Source organism: Nonomuraea ferruginea, assembly GCF_039540635.1.
GTDB classification, from domain to species: Bacteria; Actinomycetota; Actinomycetes; order Streptosporangiales; family Streptosporangiaceae; genus Nonomuraea; species Nonomuraea ferruginea.
The window spans coordinates 97,972-117,801 of record NZ_BAABFD010000016.1 but is presented as its reverse complement, the minus strand read 5'-3'; the positions used below and the strand labels follow the sequence as shown (position 1 = coordinate 117,801).

Below are 19,830 nucleotides of genomic sequence, written 5' to 3'. Positions count from 1 at the left end.
CGGCACACCGGGCATGGGAAGGGTCCCGCACCGGGCGGCACGGTTGGGGGCCCGCCGCCCGGGTAGCCACGATCCCATGACCGTGCGGAACGACGTCATCGCCCTCGTCCAGGCCGACCATCGCCGGATCGAAGTCCTGTTCAAGCGTCTGCTGCTGAACCAGAAGGACCCCGGGCCCGCCGTCAGCGCGCTGCACGCCCTGCTGACCGCGCACACCCGCGCCGAGGAGGACGTGGTCTACCCGCTCCTGGACGCCCACCACGGCTTCGCCCAGCACAAGGAGGCCGAGGTCCACCTGGACACGCTGCGGCGGGCCGACGCCGGGACGCCCGAGCTCACCGAGGCGCTGCACCAGCTCGTCGTGTCGGTGATGGCGCACTTCTGCGACGAGGAGACGACGATCCTCCCGATGCTGGCCCGCAGCATGAGCGGCGAAGAGCTGGCCGAGCTGGGCGCGGCGTTCCAGGACGCCCGGCAGCGCGAGCTGGACGCGCTCCGAGGCCGCCCGGCCGAGGGCGAGCCCCGCCGGGAGGCCGGCCGGTTCGGCACGGGCAAGACCAGGATGCAGGAGGTCCTCACCACGCTGTAACCCCGGCTCGGGTGTTGCGGTCAGGACGAGCCGATGGGCACGAACCCGCTGCCCGCCCGGTAGTTGGGCGACTGGTGGCGGAAGTAGGTGTTGTAGACCTGGCAATAGCGGCCGCCCCGCGCCAGCAGCGTCGGATGGTCGCCCTCCTCCACGATGCGGCCGTGGTCGAGCACGATGATGCGGTCGACGTGCTCGATGGTGGACAGCCGGTGGGCGATGACGATCGAGGTGCGCTCGGCCAGCACCACGTCGAGACCCTCCTGGATCTGCGCCTCGGTGAGCGGATCGACGCTGGCCGTGGCCTCGTCGAGCACCACGATCGCCGGGTCCTGGACGAGCAGGCGGGCCAGCGCGACGAGCTGGCGCTGCCCCATCGACAGGGCCCGGCCGTGCTCGCCCACGTCGGTGTCGAGGCCGTGGGGCAGGGCGTCGATCCAGTCGCCGCCGCCGACCGCCTCGGCCGCGGCCCGCACCTCGTCGTCGGTCGCATCCGGCCTGGGGTAGCGGATGTTGTCGGCGACGGTGCCGCTGAACAGGAACGGCGCCTGCGGCACCGCGCCGATCTGGCGGCGGTATTCGCCCAGGTCGAGCTCGCGGATGTCGCGGCCGTCGATGAGCAGCCGGCCTTCCTGGAACTCGTAGAACCGGGTGATCAGCTTGCTCAGCGTGGACTTGCCCGCGCCGGTGTGGCCGACCAGCGCGACCGTCTCGCCGGCCTCGATGCGCAGGTCGAAGTCGCGCAGCACCGGGCTGGCCGGGTCGTAGCCGAAGGTGACGCCCTGGAACTCGATGCGCCCGGCCAGCCTGCCGACCGGCTGCGCGCCGGTCTGCACCACCCGCGGCGGCGCGTCGATCAGCGCGAAGACCCGCTCCGACGCCGACAGGCCCTGCTGGAACTGCGACCAGAACGCCGCGATCGACGTCAGCGGGAACCAGAACAGCGCCACACCCTGGAGGAACAGGTACCAGTCACCGGCCGTCAAACGGTCGCCGAGCACGGCCGTGCCGCCGAACTGCACCAGGGCGACCGTGGCGAGCCCGGCCACCAGGAACAGCACCGGGAAGATCGCCGAGAAGACGAACCCCTGCCGCAGCGTCACCTGGTAGCTCTGCCGGTTGATCGGCAGGAACTCGTCGTAGACCTGCCGCTCCTGGCGGAAGCTCTTGGCCACGGCGATGCCGCCCATGGTCTCCTGCAGGTTGGCGTTGACCCGGCTGAGCGACCGCTGGGCCTTGCGGGTGGTGGCTCGGGCGAGCCGCCGGAACAGCAGGGCCAGGCCCACGACGACGGGCACCACCAGAAGCGTCAGCAGGGCCAGCTCGACGCTGCGCAGGAACAGCAGCACGGTGACGAACCCGACCATCAGCACCTGGCTGATCAGGTCCATGGTGAGCGTGGACACGGTGGCGAAGTCGTCGGTGTCGGACGTCACCCGGCTGACGATGCGGCCGGACGGCGTCTCGTCGTAGAAGGACAGGTCGCGCTGGAGCACCGCGTCGAAGGCGTCTTCGCGCAGGTGGAGCACGACGTCGCCGGTCACCCGCGCGCTGTACCACTGCCGGAAGAAGTTGAACACCCAGCCGAGGACGCCGGTGAGCAGCAGCGCGCCGGTCAGCGGCCAGGCGACGTCGCCGATCGTGCCCGCCTGGACCGCGTCGACGCCCCAGCTGACCAGCAGCGGCACCGCCGCCTGCCCCAGCGACACGAGCACGATCATGGCGGCGACCAGCACCATCGCCCCGAGCTTGGGCCGGAAGTAGGACAGGATCCGGCGCAGCAGCTCGCGGTCGCTGTAGGTGCGGTCGTAGTCTTCGGCCTCCAGGCCGTCCATCAGGAAGCCCATCAGCCGGCCCTTCCCTGCTCGCCGGCCAGCACGGGCGCGTCGCCCCCGGCCGGCAGGACCTCGTCGTAGTGGGCGAAGATGCGGCGGTAGAGACGGCTGCGCCCGAGCAGCTCGTCGTGGGTGCCGAAGTCGACCAGCTCGCCCCGTTTGAGCAGCAGCACCTTGTCGGCCCAACGAATCTGGGACAGCCGGTGGGTGATCAGCAGCGTGGTGCGGCCTTCGAGCACGCGGCCGATCGCCTGCTGGATCAGGTCTTCGGTGGCCGAGTCGACGGCGCTGGTGGAGTCGTCGAGCACGAGGATCGCCGGGTCGGTCAGCAGGGCCCGCGCGATGGCCAGCCGCTGCCGCTGGCCGCCGGAGAGGGTGATGCCGCGCTCGCCGATGACCGTGTCGTAGCCGTCGTCGAGCTCGCCGATGAACTCGGCCGCCTGCGCGTCCTCGGCTGCCCGCACCACGTCGTCGCGGCCGGCCTTCTGGCCCAGGCCGAAGGCGATGTTCTCCGCGACGGAGCGGGAGAACAGCACGATGTCCTGCTCGATGGTGGAGATCTGGGAGCGCAGCGAGTCGAGGTCCCAGGCGCGCACGTCGACGCCGTCGACGAGGACGCGGCCGGAGGTGACGTCGTAGATGCGCGGCACGAGCTTGGTCAGCGTGCTCTTGCCCGAGCCGGTCTCGCCGACGACGGCGACCGTCTCGCCCGGCCGCACGGTGAACGACACGCCGCGCAGCACCGGGTCGCCGCCCTCGTAGCCGAACGTCACGTCGTCGAAGACGATCTCGCCGGTGACGGCCGCGGCGTGGCCGTCGGCCGGCTGGTCGAGCTCGGTCTCGGCGTTGACGATGGCGAGGATCCGGCGGGAGGCCACGACGCCGAGCTGGACCAGCGAGAACGTGAAGATCGACATCTGGGTGGGGAAGCCGAGCATGCCCATGAGCCCCATGAAGGCCACCACGTCGCCGATCGTGATCTGGCCCGCCGCCTGCAGCGCGAGCGCGTGCCAGAGCGCGCCCGCCATCGCGGCCGCGAAGAGCAGCGTGGGCAGGTAGCGGGCCTGCACCAGGCCGTTGCGTACGAAGGAGTCGCGGTAGAGCCGGGCGCGGGCGCGGAACCGGCGGCGCTCCTGCGCCTCCTGGGCGGTCACCTTGATGACCTCGATGCCGCGCACGGCCTCGTTGAGTCCGGCGTTGAGATCGCCGAACTGCTCGCGCATCCGGGTCGCGACGGGGTTGAGCTGGCGCATGTAGTGCCAGAGCGCGATCACGAAGACGACCGCGAACACGCCGGGCACGATCAGCAGCCGCGGGTCGATGGTGGCGATGAAGAACAGCGGCACCAGGCCGGACAGCCCGGAGTCGACGATCAGGTCGACGCCCGGGGAGATCATGATGGAGAGCTGCCGGATGTCGTTGGCGGCCCTGGCCATCAGATCGCCGACCCGCTGGCGGTTGTGGAAGGTCTGGCTCTTGCCGAGCAGGCTCACGTAGAGCTCGTCGCGGGCGTCGCGCTCCAGCCGCTTGGCCAGCACCTCGGACGACAGCCGCGCCACCAGGTCGATGATGCCGCGGGCCACCACGACCGCCAGCATGACCAGCACGATCGCGCCGAGCGCGGACCCGTCGCCCAGCACCGCGTCGAAGGCCGAGCCGGTGAGCTGCGGGACCATGGCGTTGAGCACCACCATGACCAGCGACCCGCCGAGGAACCCGGTCAGATGGAGCGGATGGCGGCGCACATGGGACCAGAGCCAGCGCAGCGGGCCGCGCCGGTCGTAGACCGGCCCGGAAACAGAGAACTCCGAACTGCTGCTCACGGGAACGGCCCCCTGACCCCGTCGACGTTTCGACCCTGTTTTCTACCAGCCGCCACCGACAGTTTCCCAACGCTTTTCTCCTGGGCGAGCACTGCTCATACTCCGAGGAGGAGGAACCGAACGGAGAGGGGTACCTCGTGCTGTACGTCTTCGGCTTCGAGCGGATCGGCGTGGCCGTCAGCGACATCTACTTCGTCGACCCGCAACCCAACAAGGGCCAGGAGGGCGCCGAGCACGGCGTCCGGCTCGAAGTGCGGATGCTCGACGAGGGCGAGCTGCGGGGCACGGTCTACTCGGCCCGCCCGATCAGCCTCGGCCGGCCGATCTGGCGAGTGGACCTGCTGGAGTCCGTCGACGGGCGGCCGGGCAGCTTCGACCGGACCCACCACCACCCGGTCTTCACCGGCTGGGACCCCGGCCCCCGGGTCTTCGCCAGGGAACTGTCGGCCGACCCGCTCGGCTGGCTGGCCGACCGCCTGGGCGACCTGGACGTGGTGCTCAAGCAGGGGAACGTGGAGGAGTCGTACCCCCAGGACGCCCTCGCCCTCCGCGAGCGTGCCCCCGAGATCATCGCCTGCGTCGAACGCACCCTCGCCGCCGTACGCGCGGGCGACCTCGGCACCGCCCCCGCCGAAGCCGGCCCCAGCGTCCGCGCCAGCTGGCTCTGACAACCGCCCCGGCCATCCAGGGAGAGCGGGCCGGTTTCCAGCTCAGCCCCACCAGGACGGAGCCGCCCGCCCAGGGACGGCGGGTCGGCTCAGCCCTTGCCAGGACGGAAGCCGACCGTCTTAGGACAGCGGGCCGGCTTCCAGCTCAGCCCCGCTGGGACGGAGCCGCCCACCCGGGGATGGCGGTGACGTGTGCCCTCGGTTCCTCAGGCCGGTTCGGACGGAGCCGCCCGCTCGGGGAGGGCGGGCTGGCTCCCAACTCAGCCCCCGCCAGGGCGGGCCGGCCGTTCTGATCGGGAGGGTCGGTTCCGTAGGGCCGGGTGGACGGGAGGACGTCGGCGTCCGGGGGCCGGCCGATCGTGTACGCGACGGCGGCGGACGAGGTGGAGCGGACGCGGTGGGTCGCGCGTCATGAGCCATGGTGTGAGCCCGCCGCCGCGTTGCCGGAAATGCGGCAGCGCGGCGGGGATGCCGTGCGGCAGGCCGCGCATGTTCACGTCGACCGTCCGGTCCCGCCCGGCGCGAGTCCGGCTGCGTTCGGCCTGCCGCGGACTCCCACCCCTGCGGGCGTGTCAGCCGGGGTGCAGCCAGTACTGCAGCGTGGCGCTGCTGCTCTTGACGACGCGGGGCTCGGCCGACTCCTGGGGCCAGATCTGCAGCAGGTAGTCGTCGTCGACCGGGCCGTCCATCCCCCGGGCGTGGTAACGCAACCGGTACCACCCGGGCCCGGCGGGCAGCGGCGGCAGCTCATAAGCGGGGCCGCCCCATTCGTGCAGCGCCACCCGCCCCACCGCGGACCTGAACCCCACCTCCACGATGTCTTCGAACTCCTCCAGCTCGGGCCCGGGATCGCGGTCGGCCACCGCCACCGTGAACCCGACCGTCCCGGTGTCGACCCCGGTGATCAGGAACGCGGCTCCCTCCTCGACCCTGATGATGCCGACCGGATGGGCCGGGTCGTCCGCCGGCAGGCCGTGGGGCCCCGTCGCCTCGTCGTCGACGAGGTAGGCCTGGCGATAGTGGACGTGGAGATCGACATGGACGAAGTGCGCGGTGCCCTGCCGGCCGTTGCCGGGAGTCCCCTCGCTGGATGTCATGATGCGGATCTTAGGCAGCCCCGCTGACACTCCGGTTTCAGCTCGCTGAAAGCCCGTCGTGTGGCACGGCCCCTGTGGGGCAGGGGGTCCCGTCATGAAGGGTCTTTTCAAAGTCGCGCTGGCGCGGTGGCTCGCGCGTACCCCCATCGGACTCGCCATCCTGGGCGCCGGCTGGTTCCTCGGACGGCAACGCAGACGCAAGCAGGAAGAGCAGGAGCGGAGGCGGAGTCCGCTCGGCCGGAGGCGGGCGGCGCGGGGCCGGAGGCGCTGAGCGCCGTTGCCACGGCGGCCTCGCGGCCCGGAGTCGTCAGGCGCCCGCGTCAGGAGACGCTGTTCGGTGACGGGGCCGGCTGGGGCAGGAGAGGGAGCATGACCTCCACCCGGGTGCCCTCGCCGGGCCCGCCGCTGATCACGCAGATCCCGCCCAGCTCGGCCGCGCGCTCGCGCATCGAGCTGAGGCCGACCCCCGCCCGGCGGCTCTCCGGCAGGCCGCGGCCGTCGTCGGCGACGGTCACCCGCAGCACCTCCCGTTCCCGCTGGAGGTGGATGCGCGCCCGCTCGGCGCGCGCGTGCCGCCGGACGTTGGTCAGGGCCTCCTGGACGATGCGGTAGACGGCCACCTCCACCGCCGCCGGGAGCTCCGACAGGTCGCCTTCGGCCGACACCTCGATCTCGATCTCCGGCGAGGCCTGCTCGGCCAGCTCGCGCACCGCCCGCGCCAGCCCCAGGTCGTCCAGGGCCGGCGGGCGCAGCCCGTACACCAGTTCGCGGATGTCGCCGGCGACGGCGTCCATCCCGGTACGCAGCTCGCGCAGCAGTGCGTCGGCCGAGTCCGGCGCCTCCTTCAGCCGGCCGCGGGCGATGTTGATGAGCATGGCCATGCCCGCCAGGCTCTGCCCCAGCCCGTCGTGCAGGTCGCGGCGGAGCCGGCGCCGCTCCTCCTCGCGCGTGGTCAGGATGCGTTCCCTGGAACGTTGCAAGTCCGCCGCCATGCGCACGGCGTGCGCGACGTCGGCCGCGTACGGGGTGAGGGTGGCGAGCACCCGCTCGTTGTGCGCGGCCGGGAAGCGGCGCGGTCCGGGAGCGCCCACCAACAGGCGGCCGACCCGCTCGCCGTGCCAGACCAGCGGCACCTCGCGCGGCCGGTCGCCGACCCGGCCGTTCTCCACGTACCGGGGCTCGCCGTCGGCCACCTCCACGGCCACCCCCTCGACCGCGAGCCCGTCGCGCAGCACGCCGACGACCGCGGTCAGCGCCTCGGCCGGGTCGCCGCGCCGGATCGCCTGGGTGAGCCGGGCGGCCAGCAGCCGGGGGTCGCCGACCTTGCCGTAGAGCATCTGGTCGACGGCCCGCTGCAGCACGCGACGCAGCGGCTGGAAGAACGCCCCGGCGAACAGGGCGGACGCCAGCCCGGCGACCCTGTCGTACCCGGAGACGCCCAGGCTGGCCACGGCGCCGGCGCCGAAGTAGACCGCGCTGATGACGACGAGCAGCCCGGCGGCCACGAAGGTGCGGCTGATGACGGTGTCGATCCCGTACAGCCGGTAGCGCATGACCGAGAACGCGACCGCGACCGGGATGAGCGCGGACCACAGCACCGCCACCCACACCAGGCCGGGCACGGCCGTCCCGACGACCAGGAAGACGATGTATCCGGTGAACGCGAAGAGCGGCCACCCGATCTGCCGCCGGCCCACCGGGTCGGCCCGGCGCAGCCGCAGCGCCATCGACAGGGCGGCCAGCGCCAGCGAGAGGTAGATGCCGGCCCAGGCGGTCTCCGAGATGATCTCCTGGTACGGGGCGAGCGCGCGGATCTGCAGCGGGTTCGGGACGACCTCGGGGAACCGGTAGCCGATCGGCGACGGGTCCGGGCGGGTGATGTTGCGCAGCATCTCGGTGCCGAGCGAGACCGCGCTCAGCGCGAGCGCCCAGCGCCAGCGCGGCGAGGGCAGCCGCCCGTCGGGCGAGTACAGCGGCAGCAGCGCGGTCAGCGTCAGCCCGCACACCGCCCAGAAGACGATGTACGTGTGACGCAGGTAGCCCGCGAGCATCAGGTGACCGTCGGCGGCGACCCGGAGCATGAGCGACTGGAAGAAGTCGCTGAGCCCGGCGGCGAGTCCGCCGGCGCACATCATCCAGGCCATGTTCAGCCGGGGCCGGTGCGCGATGAGGTAGGCGCCGACCGCGGGGAAGGTGAGCACCACGGCGGACTGCGGGGTGACGGTGAGCTGGGGCGTCCACGCCTCGGGCAGCCCGGCCCACTGCACGAGAGCGGCGATCTCCAGAAGCGGCGCGACCACCGCGATGGCGACGGCCAGAATCCGTGGGCCTGTTAACGTGGCCTTCCCGGTCTTCCCCGCGAACACCGCGAACCCGACCATCCTGTCTCCGCCTTCCTGTTCCGGCACTGCCGGAAGCTGGACAGGATTATGACGTCTTTATGGTTATATATCGCCCCTTGTGGCCGTGCCGTTATCCCTGACCCTTGCGGTGATTGCCGGTCACCCCTGATGCCAGACTCGAAGGCATGCAGAAGACATCTCTGGAAGCCCTCGTACGCGAGCACCTCAAGCGCGCCGGCGACGCCTCGACGGGCCGCAGCGCCGAGACCCTGTACGGCGGCCACGAGCACGTGCTCCGGCAGACGCTCATCGCGCTCAAGGCCGGCCAGTCGCTCGCCGAGCACGAGAACCCCGGCGAGGCCACCCTGCAGGTGCTGCGCGGCCGGGTGCGGCTGCACAGCGGCGGGGACTCCTGGGACGGCATGGCGGGCGACCTCCTGATCATCCCTCCGGCGCGGCACAGCCTGGACGCCCTGGAAGACGCCGCCTGCCTGCTCACCGTCGCCAAGACACGGTGACCGAACCGCTGCTGACCTTCGGTCACGGCACGGCCGGCCGCGCGGAGCTGTCGGGCCTGCTGCGCGGCGCCGGCGTCGAGACGGTGGTGGACGTACGGACGGCGCCGGGCAGCAGGCGCAACCCCGACGCGCGCCGCGAGGAGCTGGCCGTCTGGCTCCCGGAGGCCGGCATCGGCTACCGCTGGGACCGGCGGCTGGGCGGCTTCCGCAGGCCCGCGCCCGACTCCCCCGACACCTTCTGGGAGAACGAGTCCTTCCGCGGCTACGCCGGCCACACCCGCGACCCCGGCTTCCTGGCCGCCATGGACGAGCTGCTGGCACAGGCCGCGGCCGGCCGCACGGCCGTGATGTGCGCCGAGGCCCTGTGGTGGCGCTGCCACCGGCGGCTCATCGCCGACTTCGCCGTGCTGGCCAGGGGCGTGCCCGTGCTGCACCTGAGCCATTCGGGCGCGACGGCCGAGCATCAGCCGAGCGCGGGCGCCCGGCTGCGGGAGGACGGGCTACTGGTGTACGACGTCGTCAGCGGGGAGTGAATCACTCCCGGGGGTGGTGGAGGTCGAACGCGGGCCGTTCGGAGCGGATCGGCGGGATTAAGGAGAAGTTGTGCCGGGGCGGCGGGCAGCTCGTGGCCCATTCCAGCGAGCCGCCGAACCCCCACGGGTCGTCCAGCGTCACCCGGCGCGGCCCGCGCGAGGTCTTCCACACGTTGTAGAGGAACGGCACCGTGGACAGCCCGAGGATCAGCGCGCCGACGGACGAGATCTGGTTGAGCAGGGTGAACCCGTCACCCGCGCCGTAATCGGCGTAGCGGCGCGGGAACCCGAGCATGCCCAGCCAGTGCTGCACCAGGAACGTGGTGTGGAAACCGACGAACAACAGCCAGAACTGGATCTTCCCGAGCCTCTCGCCGAGCATCCGCCCGGTCATCTTCGGCCACCAGAAAAAGAATCCGGCGAACATCGCGAACACCACCGTGCCGAACACCACGTAATGGAAGTGGGCCACCACGAAATAGGTGTCGGTGACGTGGAAGTCGAGCGGCGGCGAGGCCAGGATGACGCCGGTGAGCCCGCCGAAGAGAAAGGTGACCAGAAAGCCGATCGAGAACAGCATCGGCGTCTCGAAGGACAGGTGCCCCCGCCACATGGTGCCGATCCAGTTGAAGAACTTCACCCCGGTCGGCACCGCGATCAGAAAACTCATGAACGAGAAGAACGGCAGCAGCACCTGGCCCGTGCCGAACATGTGATGGGCCCACACGGTCATCGACAGCCCGGCGATGGCGATGGTCGCGCCGACCAGGCCGAGGTAACCGAAGATCGGCTTGCGGCTGAAGACGGGGATGACCTCGGTGATGATGCCGAAGAACGGCAGCGCGATGATGTAGACCTCGGGATGGCCGAAGAACCAGAACAGGTGCTGCCACAGCATCGCCCCGCCGTTCTCCGGCGCGAAGATCTGGGTGCCGAACGCGCGGTCCGACTCCAGCGCCAGCAGCGCGGCGGCCAGCACGGGGAACGCCATCAGCACGAGCATGCTGGTCAGCAGCACGTTCCAGGTGAAGATCGGCATCCGGAACATGGTCATGCCGGGCGCCCGCATGCCGATGACCGTGGTGACGAAGTTGACCGCGCCGAGGATCGTCCCGAGCCCGCTCAGCGCGAAGCCCATGATCCACAGATCGCCGCCGACGCCCGGCGAGCTGATCACGCTGGACAGCGGCGTGTAGGCGAACCAGCCGAACGCGGCGGCGCCGCCGGGGGTGAAGAAGCCGCTGACGGCGATCAGCCCGCCGAACAGGAACAGCCAGTAGCTGACCATGTTGAGCCGGGGGAAGGCCACGTCCGGGGACCCGATCTGCAACGGCATGATGACGTTGGCGAACCCGGCGAACAGCGGCGTGGCGAACAGCAGCAGCATGATCGCGCCGTGCATGGTGAACAGCTGGTTGTACTGCTCGTTGCTGACCAGTTGCAGGCCCGGCTGGGCCAGCTCGGCCCGGACGACGAGGGCCATGACCCCGGCGACCAGGAAGAACCCGAACGACGTGATCAGGTAGAGGTAGCCGATGACCTTGTGGTCCGTGGACGACAGCCAGGACGTCAGGGGGCGCCGCGCGGGCCGTTCGACCCGGTCGCGGGCCGGCGCGGGAGTCAGCACCACGTCGGGCTCCGGAAGCGGGCGCGGCTCATCGTGACGTCCCGTGCGGCTCGGGGGCGTCGCCGCCGGCCGTGATCACGCAGAGCTCGGGACGGACGAACGCGTGCAGTTCGAGGCCGGGCGCGCCCGGGTCGAGGAGTTCGACAGCCGAGCGCAGCAGCCCGCGATGCGCGGCGCAGACCACCTCGGGATGCGACCGGGCGGTGGCGCGGAACGGGCAGCCGTGCAGCAGGATGCGCCCGTCGCCGGTCGGCTCCGGGTCGAACCCCATCTCGGCGAACATCGCCGTCACCGCCGACCGGGCATCCCCCTTGACCTCGGACCGGGCGGCCTCCGCCGACCGGGCATCCCCCTTCACCGCCGACCGGGCGTCCTCCGCCGACCGGCCGTCCCTCTTCACCGCCGGGGTCGCGGCAGGGCTCAGCCGCCGCAGCGCCCACTCCTCGCCGGCGCGCTCCGCCCGGCGGGCCCGCTGGGCGGGGGTGTCGGCGAAGTGGCGGGCCAGCAGCTCGGCGAGCTCCTGGTAGGGCCCGTGCTCCGGCTCCGCCGCCCAGGACGCCGAGTACACCGCGCGCGGCCGGCCCCGGCCGCCGCTCCGCTCGGCCCGTTCGACGACCAGCCCGGCTTCGAGCAGCGCCGACAGGTGGAACCTGACAGTGGTGACGTGCAGGCCGGTCCCGGCGGCGAGCTCGCGGGCGTCGAGCGGTTCGGCGCGTTCGCGCAGCAGGTCCAGGATGGTGACCCGGCTGGGCACGGACAGCACCTCGTGGGCCCGCGCCCGGTCCAGCCCGGTCATGACGTCACCGGATGACCGGCCACCAGCGGGGTGTCGACGCCGAGCCTGCCCAGCTTCGACGCTCCCCCGGGCGAGTCCAGGGGCGCGTCCCTGCCGGGCAGCGTCTCGGCGAAGAACGCGGCGTTGTCGCCCGCGAACACCTGCCACCGCTCGGGCAGGTCGTCCTCGTAGTAGATGGCCTCCACCGGGCAGACCGGCTCACACGCCCCGCAGTCGACGCATTCGAGCGGCTGGATGTAGAGCGCCCGCGCGCCCTCGTAGATGCAGTCGACCGGGCACTCCTCCACGCAGGCCCGGTCGATCACGTCCACGCAGGGCTCAGCGATCACATAAGTCATATTTAGAGGATGCGCATCCTCTAAATAAGAAGTCAAGGGCGGGTCACGTCCGGCACATGGTTCTCCAGCCGCGGCGGACGGCGGTAACCGGTGCCCGGCGGGCGTTCCGGGATCTGGATCTCCGGGCGGGGCACGTCCTCGTACGGGATCGTCGACAGCAGGTGGCTGATCATGTTGATCCTGGCCCGCCGCTTGTCCTCGCTCTCCACCTCGTGCCAGGGCGCCTCGGGGATGTGGGTGTGGACCAGCATCTCGTCCTTGGCCCGCGAGTAGTCCTCCCAGCGGGTGATGGACTCGAGGTCGACGGCCGACAGCTTCCAGCGGCGCATCGGGTCCTCCAGCCGCTTGCGGAAGCGCCGCTCCTGCTCGGCGTCGCTCACCGAGAACCAGTACTTGCGCAGCAGGATCCCGTCTTCGACCAGCAGCCGCTCGAAGATCGGGCACTGGTGGAGGAACCGCGAGTGCTCCTCCTCGGTGCAGAAACCCATCACCCGCTCCACGCCCGCCCGGTTGTACCAGCTCCGGTCGAACAGCACGATGGTGCCGGCCGCGGGCAGGTGCTCGACGTAGCGCTGGAAGTACCACTGCGTGCGCTCGCGCTCGGTGGGGGCCGGCAGGGCGACGATCTGGGTGACGCGCGGGTTGAGATACTCCGCCACCCGCTTGATCGCGCCGCCCTTCCCGGCCGCGTCACGCCCCTCGAAGACCACCACCACCCGCTCGCCCGCGACCCGCACCCACTCCTGCATCTTCACCAGCTCGCCCTGCAGCCGGTACAACTCCTTCTCGTACGCCTTGCGAGCCATCTTCTCGTCAGCCATGCGCAACCCTCCGATGCCGGACCCGTTCCCGCCCTGACCGATCCTCCACGATGGCGCCCTTGACAAATATATTTGTCGGTGGAACCCTCAAGGTACCCCGAACGGAAGAGGCAGGACATGAACACCGTGATTTCCCGCGACGGCACCACCATCGCCTACACGCGCACCGGCCAGGGCCCCGCGCTGCTGCTCGTCGACGGCGCGATGTGCTACCGCGCCTCGGGCCCCAACACCCCGCTCGCCCAGGAGATGGCCGACACCCACACGGTCTACACCTACGACCGGCGCGGCCGCGGCGAGAGCGGCGACACCACGCCGTTCGCCCCCGAGCGGGAGATCGAGGACATCGCCGCCCTCATCGAGATGATCGGCGAGCCGGTCTTCCTGTACGGCATCTCCTCCGGCGCCGCGCTGGCCCTGGCCGCCGCCGCGAGCGGGCTGCCCGTCAGCAAGATCGCCGTGTACGAGCCGCCCTTCATCGTCGACGGCACCCGCCCGCCCATCCCCGCCGACTACACGGCGAGCATCGAGACCATGCTGGCCCAGGGCAAGCCGGGCGCGGCGATCCGCTACTTCATGCGCCGGGGCGTCAACCTGCCCGCCCCCGTGGTGGCCATGATGACCCTCATGCCCGGCTGGTCGACGATGAAGAAGGTCGCCCGCACGCTGCCGTACGACGCCGCGTTCGTGACCGAGTTCGAGCACGGCAGGCCGCTGCCCGAAGGCCGGTGGGACGGCGTCAAGATGCCGGCCCTGGTCGTCGACGGGAGCAAGAGCCCTGCCTGGATCCGCAACGGCACCCGCGACCTGGCCCGGGTGCTCCCCGACGCCGAGCACCGCACGCTCGACGGCCAGACCCACATCGTCAAGCCCGCCGCTCTCGCGCCCGTACTCAAGGGGTTCTTCCGATGATCTTCCGTACCACTGTCGAGCTGAGCGGCAGGACCGCGACAGGGATCGAGGTGCCGCCCGAGGTGGTGGCCGAGCTGGGAGCGGGCAGACGCCCGCCCGTCCGCGTCACGATCAACGGATATGTCTACCGCAGCACGGTGGCGCCGATGGGCGGCCGCTCGATGCTGCCGCTCGCCGCCGAGAACCGCGAGGGCGCGGGCGTGGCCGCCGGCGACGAGATCGAGGTCGGCCTGGAGCTCGACACCGAGCCCCGCACGGTCACCGTGCCGCCCGACCTGGCCGAGGCGCTCGACCGGGCGCCTGCGGCCAAGGCGTTCTTCGACGGCCTGTCGTACTCCCGGCAGCGGCGCGTCGTGCTGCAGGTCGAGGGCGCCAAGAAGGCCGAGACCAGGCAGCGGCGGGTGGCCGACGCGGTCACCAGGCTCGCCGCGGGCGAGGCCTGACATCCCTCGTGAGAGTGAGCCCGAGGATCGCCCCTGGCGGCGATCCGCCGAGGCGCCGGAAATCTCAGGATGGGTGGGCAACCTCGACCGCTTCGAAGGAGCCACCATGTCCGTCCGGCACGTTCCCCCCGCCGCACCGCCCACCACCCTCGCGGCCTGCTCGTACCTGGCCGCGCCGCTGCTCGCCCTGGTCTACGGGGTGCTCAGGATCGTCGACGGGTTCGACGGGAGCAGAGGACCCGGGGCGGCCTGGACACTCGGCCACCTGGCGTTCATGGCGGCGCTGGTGCTGTTCGCGGTGATGCTGCACGACATGCGGGCGCTGCTCGGGCGCACCCGGATGGCCACCGTCACGTTCGCCGCCGGTCTCGCGGGGATCGGGTTCGCGTTCGTCCAGTTCGCCGTGGACGTGGTGGTCGGGTTCATGGCCGCGGACCACGAGGCCATGGGGCCGCTGTTCGACCAGGTCCAGGCGGTGCCGGGGGTGTCGCTGCTGGTCTACCAGGCGGGGCCTGTCCTGTTCTACGCCGCTCTGGTGGCCCTCTCGGCGCAGCTCGCCGCCGGGCGTCACGTGCGGCCCTGGATGCCGCTGCTCGTCCTGGCCCAGACCGTGCTTCCGGTGATCTCCCTCGACCTCATCCCGGTGGGTTCCGCGCTGGCCGTGGTCGCGTTCCTTCCGCTGGCGCTGCGGGCCAGGAGCCGGTCCGTCCCGGCTCATGTCTGAGCGGGCTCGTACGGGGGCGATATTTCGGGATTCGCCGTACGGTGCGGGAGGATGGGGAGCCGTGCAGGAGCCCCCGCTTGTCACCGTGCTGCGGCGGCGCGCGCGAGCGCTGCCGCCCCTGCTGGTGGACGGCGCGCTCGCTCTCCTGGTCACCGGCGCGCAGCTCTGGCCGCTGCTGACCACCCGGCAGTACGAGGGCCTGCCGTGGCACTGGTGGGGGTACGTGGTCGCGGTCGCCTCCTCGCTGCCCCTGGTCTGGCGCCGCCGGGCCCCGCTGGCCGTGCTGATCGTGTCGCTGACCACGAGCCTGCTGTACGACCTGGCCGCCCCCGTCGCCGAGCAGCCCGTCTGGTACGGCCAGCTGGTCGCCTACTACACGGTGGCCGCGCTGTCGTCCCGGCCGATCCGGATGCTGCTGCTCGCCTGCACCGTGGTGGGGTCGTTCTTCCTGCCCGGCTCGCCGGACACGGCGCTGCGCAGCGGCATCCTGCTGGTGGCGGCGTACGCGATGGGCAGGGCGGCGGCCGGCTCCCGGGCCCAGGCGGCGGCGCTGGAGGAACGGGCCGCCAGGCTGGAGAGGGAACGCCAGCTGGAGGCCCAGCGCGCCGCGGAACGTGAGCGCGCCAGGATCGCCCGCGAGATGCACGACATACTCGCCCACGCGGTCAGCCTCATGGTGGTACAGGCGGAGGCCGGTCCCGTCGCGGTCAGGAAGGACCCGGCGCGGGCGGAGGCGGCGTTCGACGCCATCGCCGGGGCCGGGCGTGACGCTATGGAGCAGATCCGGCGCATGCTGGGGGTGCTGAAGGAGGACGGCGGCGCGCCGCGCGCGCCCCAGCCCACCGTCGACGACCTGCCTGAGCTGGCCGCGCAGGTCTCCGGCGCGGGGCTGGAGGTGACGTTCGAGGTCGCGGGCGAGCCCAGGCCGGTGACGGCCGCGAGCGCCGTGGCCGCGTACCGGATCGTCCAGGAGGCGCTCACCAACATCGTCAAGCACGCCGGCGCCACCCGTGCCGGCATCCGGCTCACCTGGGAGGACGACACCCTCATGATCGACGTCACCGACGACGGCCGCGGCGCCGGCCGCGCCCTGCCCTCCGGCGGCCACGGGCTCATCGGCATCCGCGAACGCGCCACCGCCTGCGGCGGCACCGCCACCGCCGGCCCCCGCACCGACGCCCCCGGCTTCCACGTCTCCGCCCGCCTCCCCCTCTCATGACCCCCTCACCCCTCCCCGGAGAAAGCCGGCCTCCCGTCACCAAGGAGCCTCCTGGAACACCCCTCCACGCAGGCCCCCCACGAACCGGAAGCCTCAGCGGGCAGACCTCTCAAAACCCACGCCGTCACGGCACTCCCCTCCACGCAAACCCCCCACCAACCGGACACCCCCGCGGAGGGCCGTCTGAAGAACCTCCCCATCACAACGGGTCCTTCCGCACAAAACCCCAGCTAACGGGAAACCCCGGAGGGGAGCCGCCCGAAGACCCACCCCCTTACGGCCCGCCCTTCCGCGCAAACCCCCCACGAATGGGTCACCCCGGAGGGGGGCCGCCTGAAGAGCCGCCGCTTCGTGCCGACACCGCACGTCAGGGGGGAACGGATGGGGGGATTCGGGTGGTGGTGGCGGATGATCAGGAGTTGGTGCGGAGCGGGTTCGCGATGATCCTGGACGCGCAGCCGGACATCCGGGTGGTGGCCGAGGCGGGGGACGGGCTGGCGGCGGTGGCCGCGGCTCGGGAGCACCGGCCGGACGTGTTGCTGCTCGACATCCGCATGCCCCGGATGGACGGCATCGAGGCCGCCGGGATCGTGTGCGCGGAGACCGGGTGCAGGGTGCTCATGCTGACCACGTTCGACCTGGACGACTATGTGTACGACGCGCTGCGGGCCGGCGCCAGCGGGTTCCTGCTGAAGGACGTGCGCCGCGACGACCTGGTGAACGCGGTGCGGGTGGTGGCGGCCGGCGAGTCGCTGCTGGCCCCGTCGGTGACGACGCGGCTGATCCGCGAGTTCACGTCCCGGCCGGCCAGGCCGAGGCCCGGGGCGCTGGACGTGCTGACGGCCAGGGAGCGGGAGACGCTGCAGCTGATCGCCCGCGGGCTGTCCAACGCGGAGATCGCCGAGGCCATGGTGGTCAGCGAGCACACGGTGAAGACGCACGTCAGCAACCTGCTGGCCAAGCTGGGCCTGCGCGACAGGGTCCAGGCCGTGATCGCCGCCTACGAGTCGGGGCTGGCCGTCCCAGGTGCGTAACGACCCGCTCAAGTCGTCATTCAACGAGTGATGGAAACAATACGCCGCAGAATGATGCAATGGCCCGACCAACCAACTGAGGAGCCCCGTTGAACGACAACCTCGACCTCGCCGCCAACGCCCAGGAGCTGGCCGACGCCGCGCCCGCCGGATCCGTCGACCGGGCCGCGGCGTCGTCCGTGGCCATCACGCTGGCGACGACCCGCGACATCGCGCAGGCCAGGCGGACGCTGGACGGGCTCTCGCCCGAGGAGGTGCGGGAGGCGGCGCTGGCCCTGTTCGACCGGCTGTCCGCGCGGTGACCTGACCGCTGGGCGAACGCGCACGACCGTTGGGCGACACGGCCGTTGCACCGCTCCACGTTCCCGATCACCCTGAGGGCATGCCGGGCGTTGACACCATCGACGGCCTGACGCGGGCCGTGGCCGACTTCGACACGAGCGGGTTCGAGCTGCCGATGGAGGAGGCCGCCCTGGCGAGAGCGCGCCGGTCGCTCATGGAGACCGGCCTGCTGCTGCTCGGCGAGATGCCAGGAGTACGGGAGAACCCGCTGGTCATCCTGCGGCTGATGGACGCGCTCGGGCTCGGCAGCCTGGCGCTCGACTGGCACGGCGGCCTGACCATGGAGCTGTACACGTACCTGAGACACGGCACGCCGCTGGAGAGCGCGCACTGGTGGGTGGGCGACGGCCGGGTGACCGCGGGGCACCTCGCGGTGCTGCGGCGGCTGTCCCCGATCACGCTCACGCTGTTCGACGGCGCCGACCGGCCGGACAGGGACTCCGCCATGGCCCGGCGGGTGCTGGACACGGTGGCGGCCCCCACGCTGGTGGTCGCGGGCAACGCCCACACCGGCGTCACGCCGGACGCGCTCGGCAAGCCCATGGGCGCCTGTCTGGCGCGGGAGCGGCCGGGGCTGGAGAGCATCCGCATCGACTACGGCCGCGGTTCCTTCTACGCGATGGAGCGGCGCGGCATGGACGCCCGCGCGGCGGCGCGTGGGCTGCGGGTGGTGGGCAAGGAGTTGGTGGTGGGGCTGCCGGAGTTCAGCGAGGCGACTGTGCCGCAGCTCCCGTTCGAGGCACGGCAGGGGAAGCTTGCCTAATTTTGAGCAAGTTTGACCGGCAGGCAAGGGGTTCGCGGGCCGACCCGCGCTTCCGGATCTTTCACGAGGGCAGCGGATGCGTCAGTCTGGGGGCATCCGTCCATCGCGACACCGAGGGAGACCTGTGGCCGAACCCGTCAGCCTGGCGACCAGAGGCAGTGACTTCGCCAGACTCGCCACCAAGATCAATGAGGCCGGTCTACTCGACCGGCGTCCCGTTTATTACGCCGTCCGAGGCGCCATCGTCGCGGCCTCCTTCGTGGGCGGCTGGGCGCTGTTCGTCTGGGTGGGCGACTCGTGGCTGCAGCTGCTCGTGGCCGTCGTGCTCGCCGTGGTCTTCACCCAGGTCGGCTTCATCGCCCACGACCTCGGCCACCGTCAGGTCTTCAGGACCCGCCGCACCAGCGACCTCGTCGGCATGCTGGTCGGCAACCTCGGCATCGGCCTCGGCTGGGGCTGGTGGAACACCAAGCACAACAAGCACCACGCCAACCCCAACCACGAGGACCACGACCCGGACGTCTCCCCCGCGGTGATCGTCTGGTCGGAGGACCAGGTGTCCAGGAGCCGCGGCCTGCCCCGGTTCCTCGCCAAGCGGCAGGCGCTCTGGTTCTTCCCGCTGCTCACGCTGGAGGCCTGGCACCTGCACGTGGCCAGCGTGAAGGCGCTGTTCCAGCCCGGGGCCAGGCGCCGCCGCACCGAGGGCGCGCTGCTGCTTGCGCACTTCGTGCTCTACTTCGGCGCGGTCTTCGCCGTGCTGCCGTTCGGGAAGGCGCTGCTGTTCCTGATCGTGCACCAAGGGGTGTTCGGCGTGTACCTGGGCTGCTCGTTCGCGCCCAACCACAAGGGCATGCCGGTGCTCACCGCAGAAGACAAGCTGGACTTCCTGCGCAAGCAGGTGCTCACCTCGCGCAACGTCAGGGGCGGCGTCGTCACCGACATCGCCCTCGGCCAGCTCAACTACCAGATCGAGCACCACCTGTTCCCGAACATGCCGGCGCCCAACCTCCGCAAGGCCCAGCCGATCGTGCGGCGCTACTGCGAGGAGATCGGCGTCAGCTACTTGGAGACCGGGTTGTTCCGCTCGTACGGTCAGGCCCTGCGGCACCTGCACGACGTGGGGGCCGCGCTGCGCTGACCCGTCCCGTCCGCCTTGTCCTCAGCCCTGCCGGCGACGCAGGCTCTCTCGGCGTTCCTCCAACTCGGAGATGAGTCCCGCCTGCTCGTCGGCCTGGGTGATCAGGGAGGCGATCTCCGTCTGGTCGGTCGCCCCCATGTCCCTGATCTGCTCGCGCTGCTCGCGGTTCTCCTGCTTCAGCCGCGCAATGTCCTCGTCGAGCCGGCGCAGTTCCTCTTCGTTGCTCATCCCGGGGCTGTACCCGCGAGCGGCCCGCTTACGACTTCCGGTG

General features: G+C 71.5%; 22 protein-coding genes. 13 read left to right on the top strand and 9 right to left on the bottom strand.

The window, feature by feature from the left end:
• Positions 1-76 precede the first annotated feature (76 nt).
• The gene (locus ABD999_RS28480; RefSeq protein WP_271276173.1) at positions 77-589 is read left to right on the top strand and encodes a hemerythrin domain-containing protein; all 513 of its coding nucleotides are present in this window, start codon (positions 77-79) and stop codon (positions 587-589) included.
• A gap of 20 nt (positions 590-609) precedes the next feature.
• Here the strand turns inward: ABD999_RS28480 and ABD999_RS28475 are convergent, their stop codons facing one another.
• On the bottom strand, positions 610-2,433 hold the full coding sequence (locus ABD999_RS28475; protein WP_148035054.1) for an ABC transporter ATP-binding protein: 1,824 nt from the start codon (positions 2,431-2,433) through the stop codon (positions 610-612).
• On the bottom strand, positions 2,433-4,244 hold the full coding sequence (locus ABD999_RS28470) for an ABC transporter ATP-binding protein (protein ID WP_271276174.1): 1,812 nt from the start codon (positions 4,242-4,244) through the stop codon (positions 2,433-2,435). Before ABD999_RS28470 ends, ABD999_RS28475 begins: the two co-directional genes overlap by 1 nt.
• A 137-nt stretch (positions 4,245-4,381) precedes the next feature.
• Between ABD999_RS28470 and ABD999_RS28465 the strand changes: the two genes are divergently transcribed.
• Positions 4,382-4,912, top strand: coding sequence for a hypothetical protein (locus ABD999_RS28465; protein ID WP_271276175.1), 531 nt, complete (start codon positions 4,382-4,384; stop codon positions 4,910-4,912).
• A 572-nt stretch (positions 4,913-5,484) separates the two neighbouring features.
• On the opposite strand, the gene ABD999_RS28460 is transcribed toward ABD999_RS28465, so the two are convergent.
• Positions 5,485-6,009: a hypothetical protein gene (locus ABD999_RS28460; protein ID WP_148035056.1), complete on the bottom strand. Its 525-nt coding sequence runs from the start codon at positions 6,007-6,009 to the stop codon at positions 5,485-5,487.
• A gap of 94 nt (positions 6,010-6,103) precedes the next feature.
• Here ABD999_RS28460 and ABD999_RS43995 point away from each other — a divergent pair, with 94 nt between their 5' ends.
• Positions 6,104-6,280, top strand: a complete 177-nt coding sequence (locus ABD999_RS43995; protein ID WP_219546034.1) for a DUF6203 family protein — start codon at positions 6,104-6,106, stop codon at positions 6,278-6,280.
• 49 nt (positions 6,281-6,329) lie between these two features.
• On the opposite strand, the gene ABD999_RS28455 is transcribed toward ABD999_RS43995, so the two are convergent.
• Positions 6,330-8,390, bottom strand: coding sequence for a sensor histidine kinase (locus ABD999_RS28455; protein ID WP_148035057.1), 2,061 nt, complete (start codon positions 8,388-8,390; stop codon positions 6,330-6,332).
• Between the two features lie 146 nt (positions 8,391-8,536).
• Here ABD999_RS28455 and ABD999_RS28450 point away from each other — a divergent pair, with 146 nt between their 5' ends.
• On the top strand, positions 8,537-8,869 hold the full coding sequence (locus ABD999_RS28450) for a cupin domain-containing protein (RefSeq protein ID WP_148035058.1): 333 nt from the start codon (positions 8,537-8,539) through the stop codon (positions 8,867-8,869).
• Entirely contained in the window at positions 8,866-9,402 is a 537-nt protein-coding gene (locus ABD999_RS28445) for a DUF488 domain-containing protein (RefSeq protein WP_271276176.1), read from the top strand. The genes ABD999_RS28450 and ABD999_RS28445 overlap by 4 nt, the downstream gene beginning before the upstream one ends.
• A gap of 1 nt (position 9,403) precedes the next feature.
• Here the strand turns inward: ABD999_RS28445 and ctaD are convergent, their stop codons facing one another.
• From ctaD to ppk2, 4 genes are read right to left on the bottom strand one after another with little or no spacing between them, the layout of a single operon-like run.
• Positions 9,404-11,026, bottom strand: coding sequence for an aa3-type cytochrome oxidase subunit I (gene ctaD / locus ABD999_RS28440; protein WP_271276197.1), 1,623 nt, complete (start codon positions 11,024-11,026; stop codon positions 9,404-9,406).
• 31 nt (positions 11,027-11,057) lie between these two features.
• Entirely contained in the window at positions 11,058-11,825 is a 768-nt protein-coding gene (locus ABD999_RS28435) for a helix-turn-helix transcriptional regulator (protein WP_271276177.1), read from the bottom strand.
• Positions 11,822-12,163 carry a ferredoxin gene (gene fdxA / locus ABD999_RS28430; protein WP_148035061.1) on the bottom strand — a complete coding sequence of 114 codons (342 nt, stop codon included), beginning with the start codon at positions 12,161-12,163 and terminating at the stop codon, positions 11,822-11,824. Before fdxA ends, ABD999_RS28435 begins: the two co-directional genes overlap by 4 nt.
• Before the next feature lie 32 nt (positions 12,164-12,195).
• A complete protein-coding gene (gene ppk2 / locus ABD999_RS28425) occupies positions 12,196-12,984 on the bottom strand; it encodes a polyphosphate kinase 2 (RefSeq protein ID WP_219546039.1) in 789 nt (262 codons plus the stop codon).
• 117 nt (positions 12,985-13,101) lie between these two features.
• Between ppk2 and ABD999_RS28420 the strand changes: the two genes are divergently transcribed.
• The 8 genes from ABD999_RS28420 to ABD999_RS28385 all read left to right on the top strand — a co-directional run bounded on the left by ABD999_RS28420 (position 13,102) and on the right by ABD999_RS28385 (position 19,559).
• Complete coding sequence (locus tag ABD999_RS28420; RefSeq protein WP_219546040.1) at positions 13,102-13,896, top strand: alpha/beta fold hydrolase; 795 nt, start codon at positions 13,102-13,104, stop codon at positions 13,894-13,896.
• Positions 13,893-14,339 carry a YdeI/OmpD-associated family protein gene (locus ABD999_RS28415; protein WP_271276178.1) on the top strand — a complete coding sequence of 149 codons (447 nt, stop codon included), beginning with the start codon at positions 13,893-13,895 and terminating at the stop codon, positions 14,337-14,339. The genes ABD999_RS28420 and ABD999_RS28415 overlap by 4 nt, the downstream gene beginning before the upstream one ends.
• Positions 14,340-14,445: 106 nt before the next feature.
• Entirely contained in the window at positions 14,446-15,063 is a 618-nt protein-coding gene (locus ABD999_RS28410) for a hypothetical protein (RefSeq protein ID WP_271276179.1), read from the top strand.
• 61 nt (positions 15,064-15,124) lie between these two features.
• Positions 15,125-16,282: a sensor histidine kinase gene (locus ABD999_RS28405; protein WP_271276180.1), complete on the top strand. Its 1,158-nt coding sequence runs from the start codon at positions 15,125-15,127 to the stop codon at positions 16,280-16,282.
• A 398-nt stretch (positions 16,283-16,680) separates the two neighbouring features.
• Entirely contained in the window at positions 16,681-17,316 is a 636-nt protein-coding gene (locus ABD999_RS28400) for a response regulator (protein WP_372452518.1), read from the top strand.
• 89 nt (positions 17,317-17,405) lie between these two features.
• Positions 17,406-17,618 (top strand): hypothetical protein, encoded by a 213-nt coding sequence (locus ABD999_RS28395; RefSeq protein WP_148035068.1) that lies wholly within the window; start codon positions 17,406-17,408, stop codon positions 17,616-17,618.
• Positions 17,619-17,698: 80 nt separating this feature from the next.
• Positions 17,699-18,421 (top strand): hypothetical protein, encoded by a 723-nt coding sequence (locus tag ABD999_RS28390; protein WP_271276181.1) that lies wholly within the window; start codon positions 17,699-17,701, stop codon positions 18,419-18,421.
• 124 nt (positions 18,422-18,545) lie between these two features.
• Positions 18,546-19,559 carry a fatty acid desaturase family protein gene (locus ABD999_RS28385; RefSeq protein WP_271276182.1) on the top strand — a complete coding sequence of 338 codons (1,014 nt, stop codon included), beginning with the start codon at positions 18,546-18,548 and terminating at the stop codon, positions 19,557-19,559.
• Between the two features lie 21 nt (positions 19,560-19,580).
• Here ABD999_RS28385 and ABD999_RS28380 read toward each other — a convergent pair whose 3' ends face one another.
• Positions 19,581-19,787 carry a hypothetical protein gene (locus ABD999_RS28380; protein ID WP_148035071.1) on the bottom strand — a complete coding sequence of 69 codons (207 nt, stop codon included), beginning with the start codon at positions 19,785-19,787 and terminating at the stop codon, positions 19,581-19,583.
• Between the last annotated feature and the right edge of the window lie 43 nt (positions 19,788-19,830).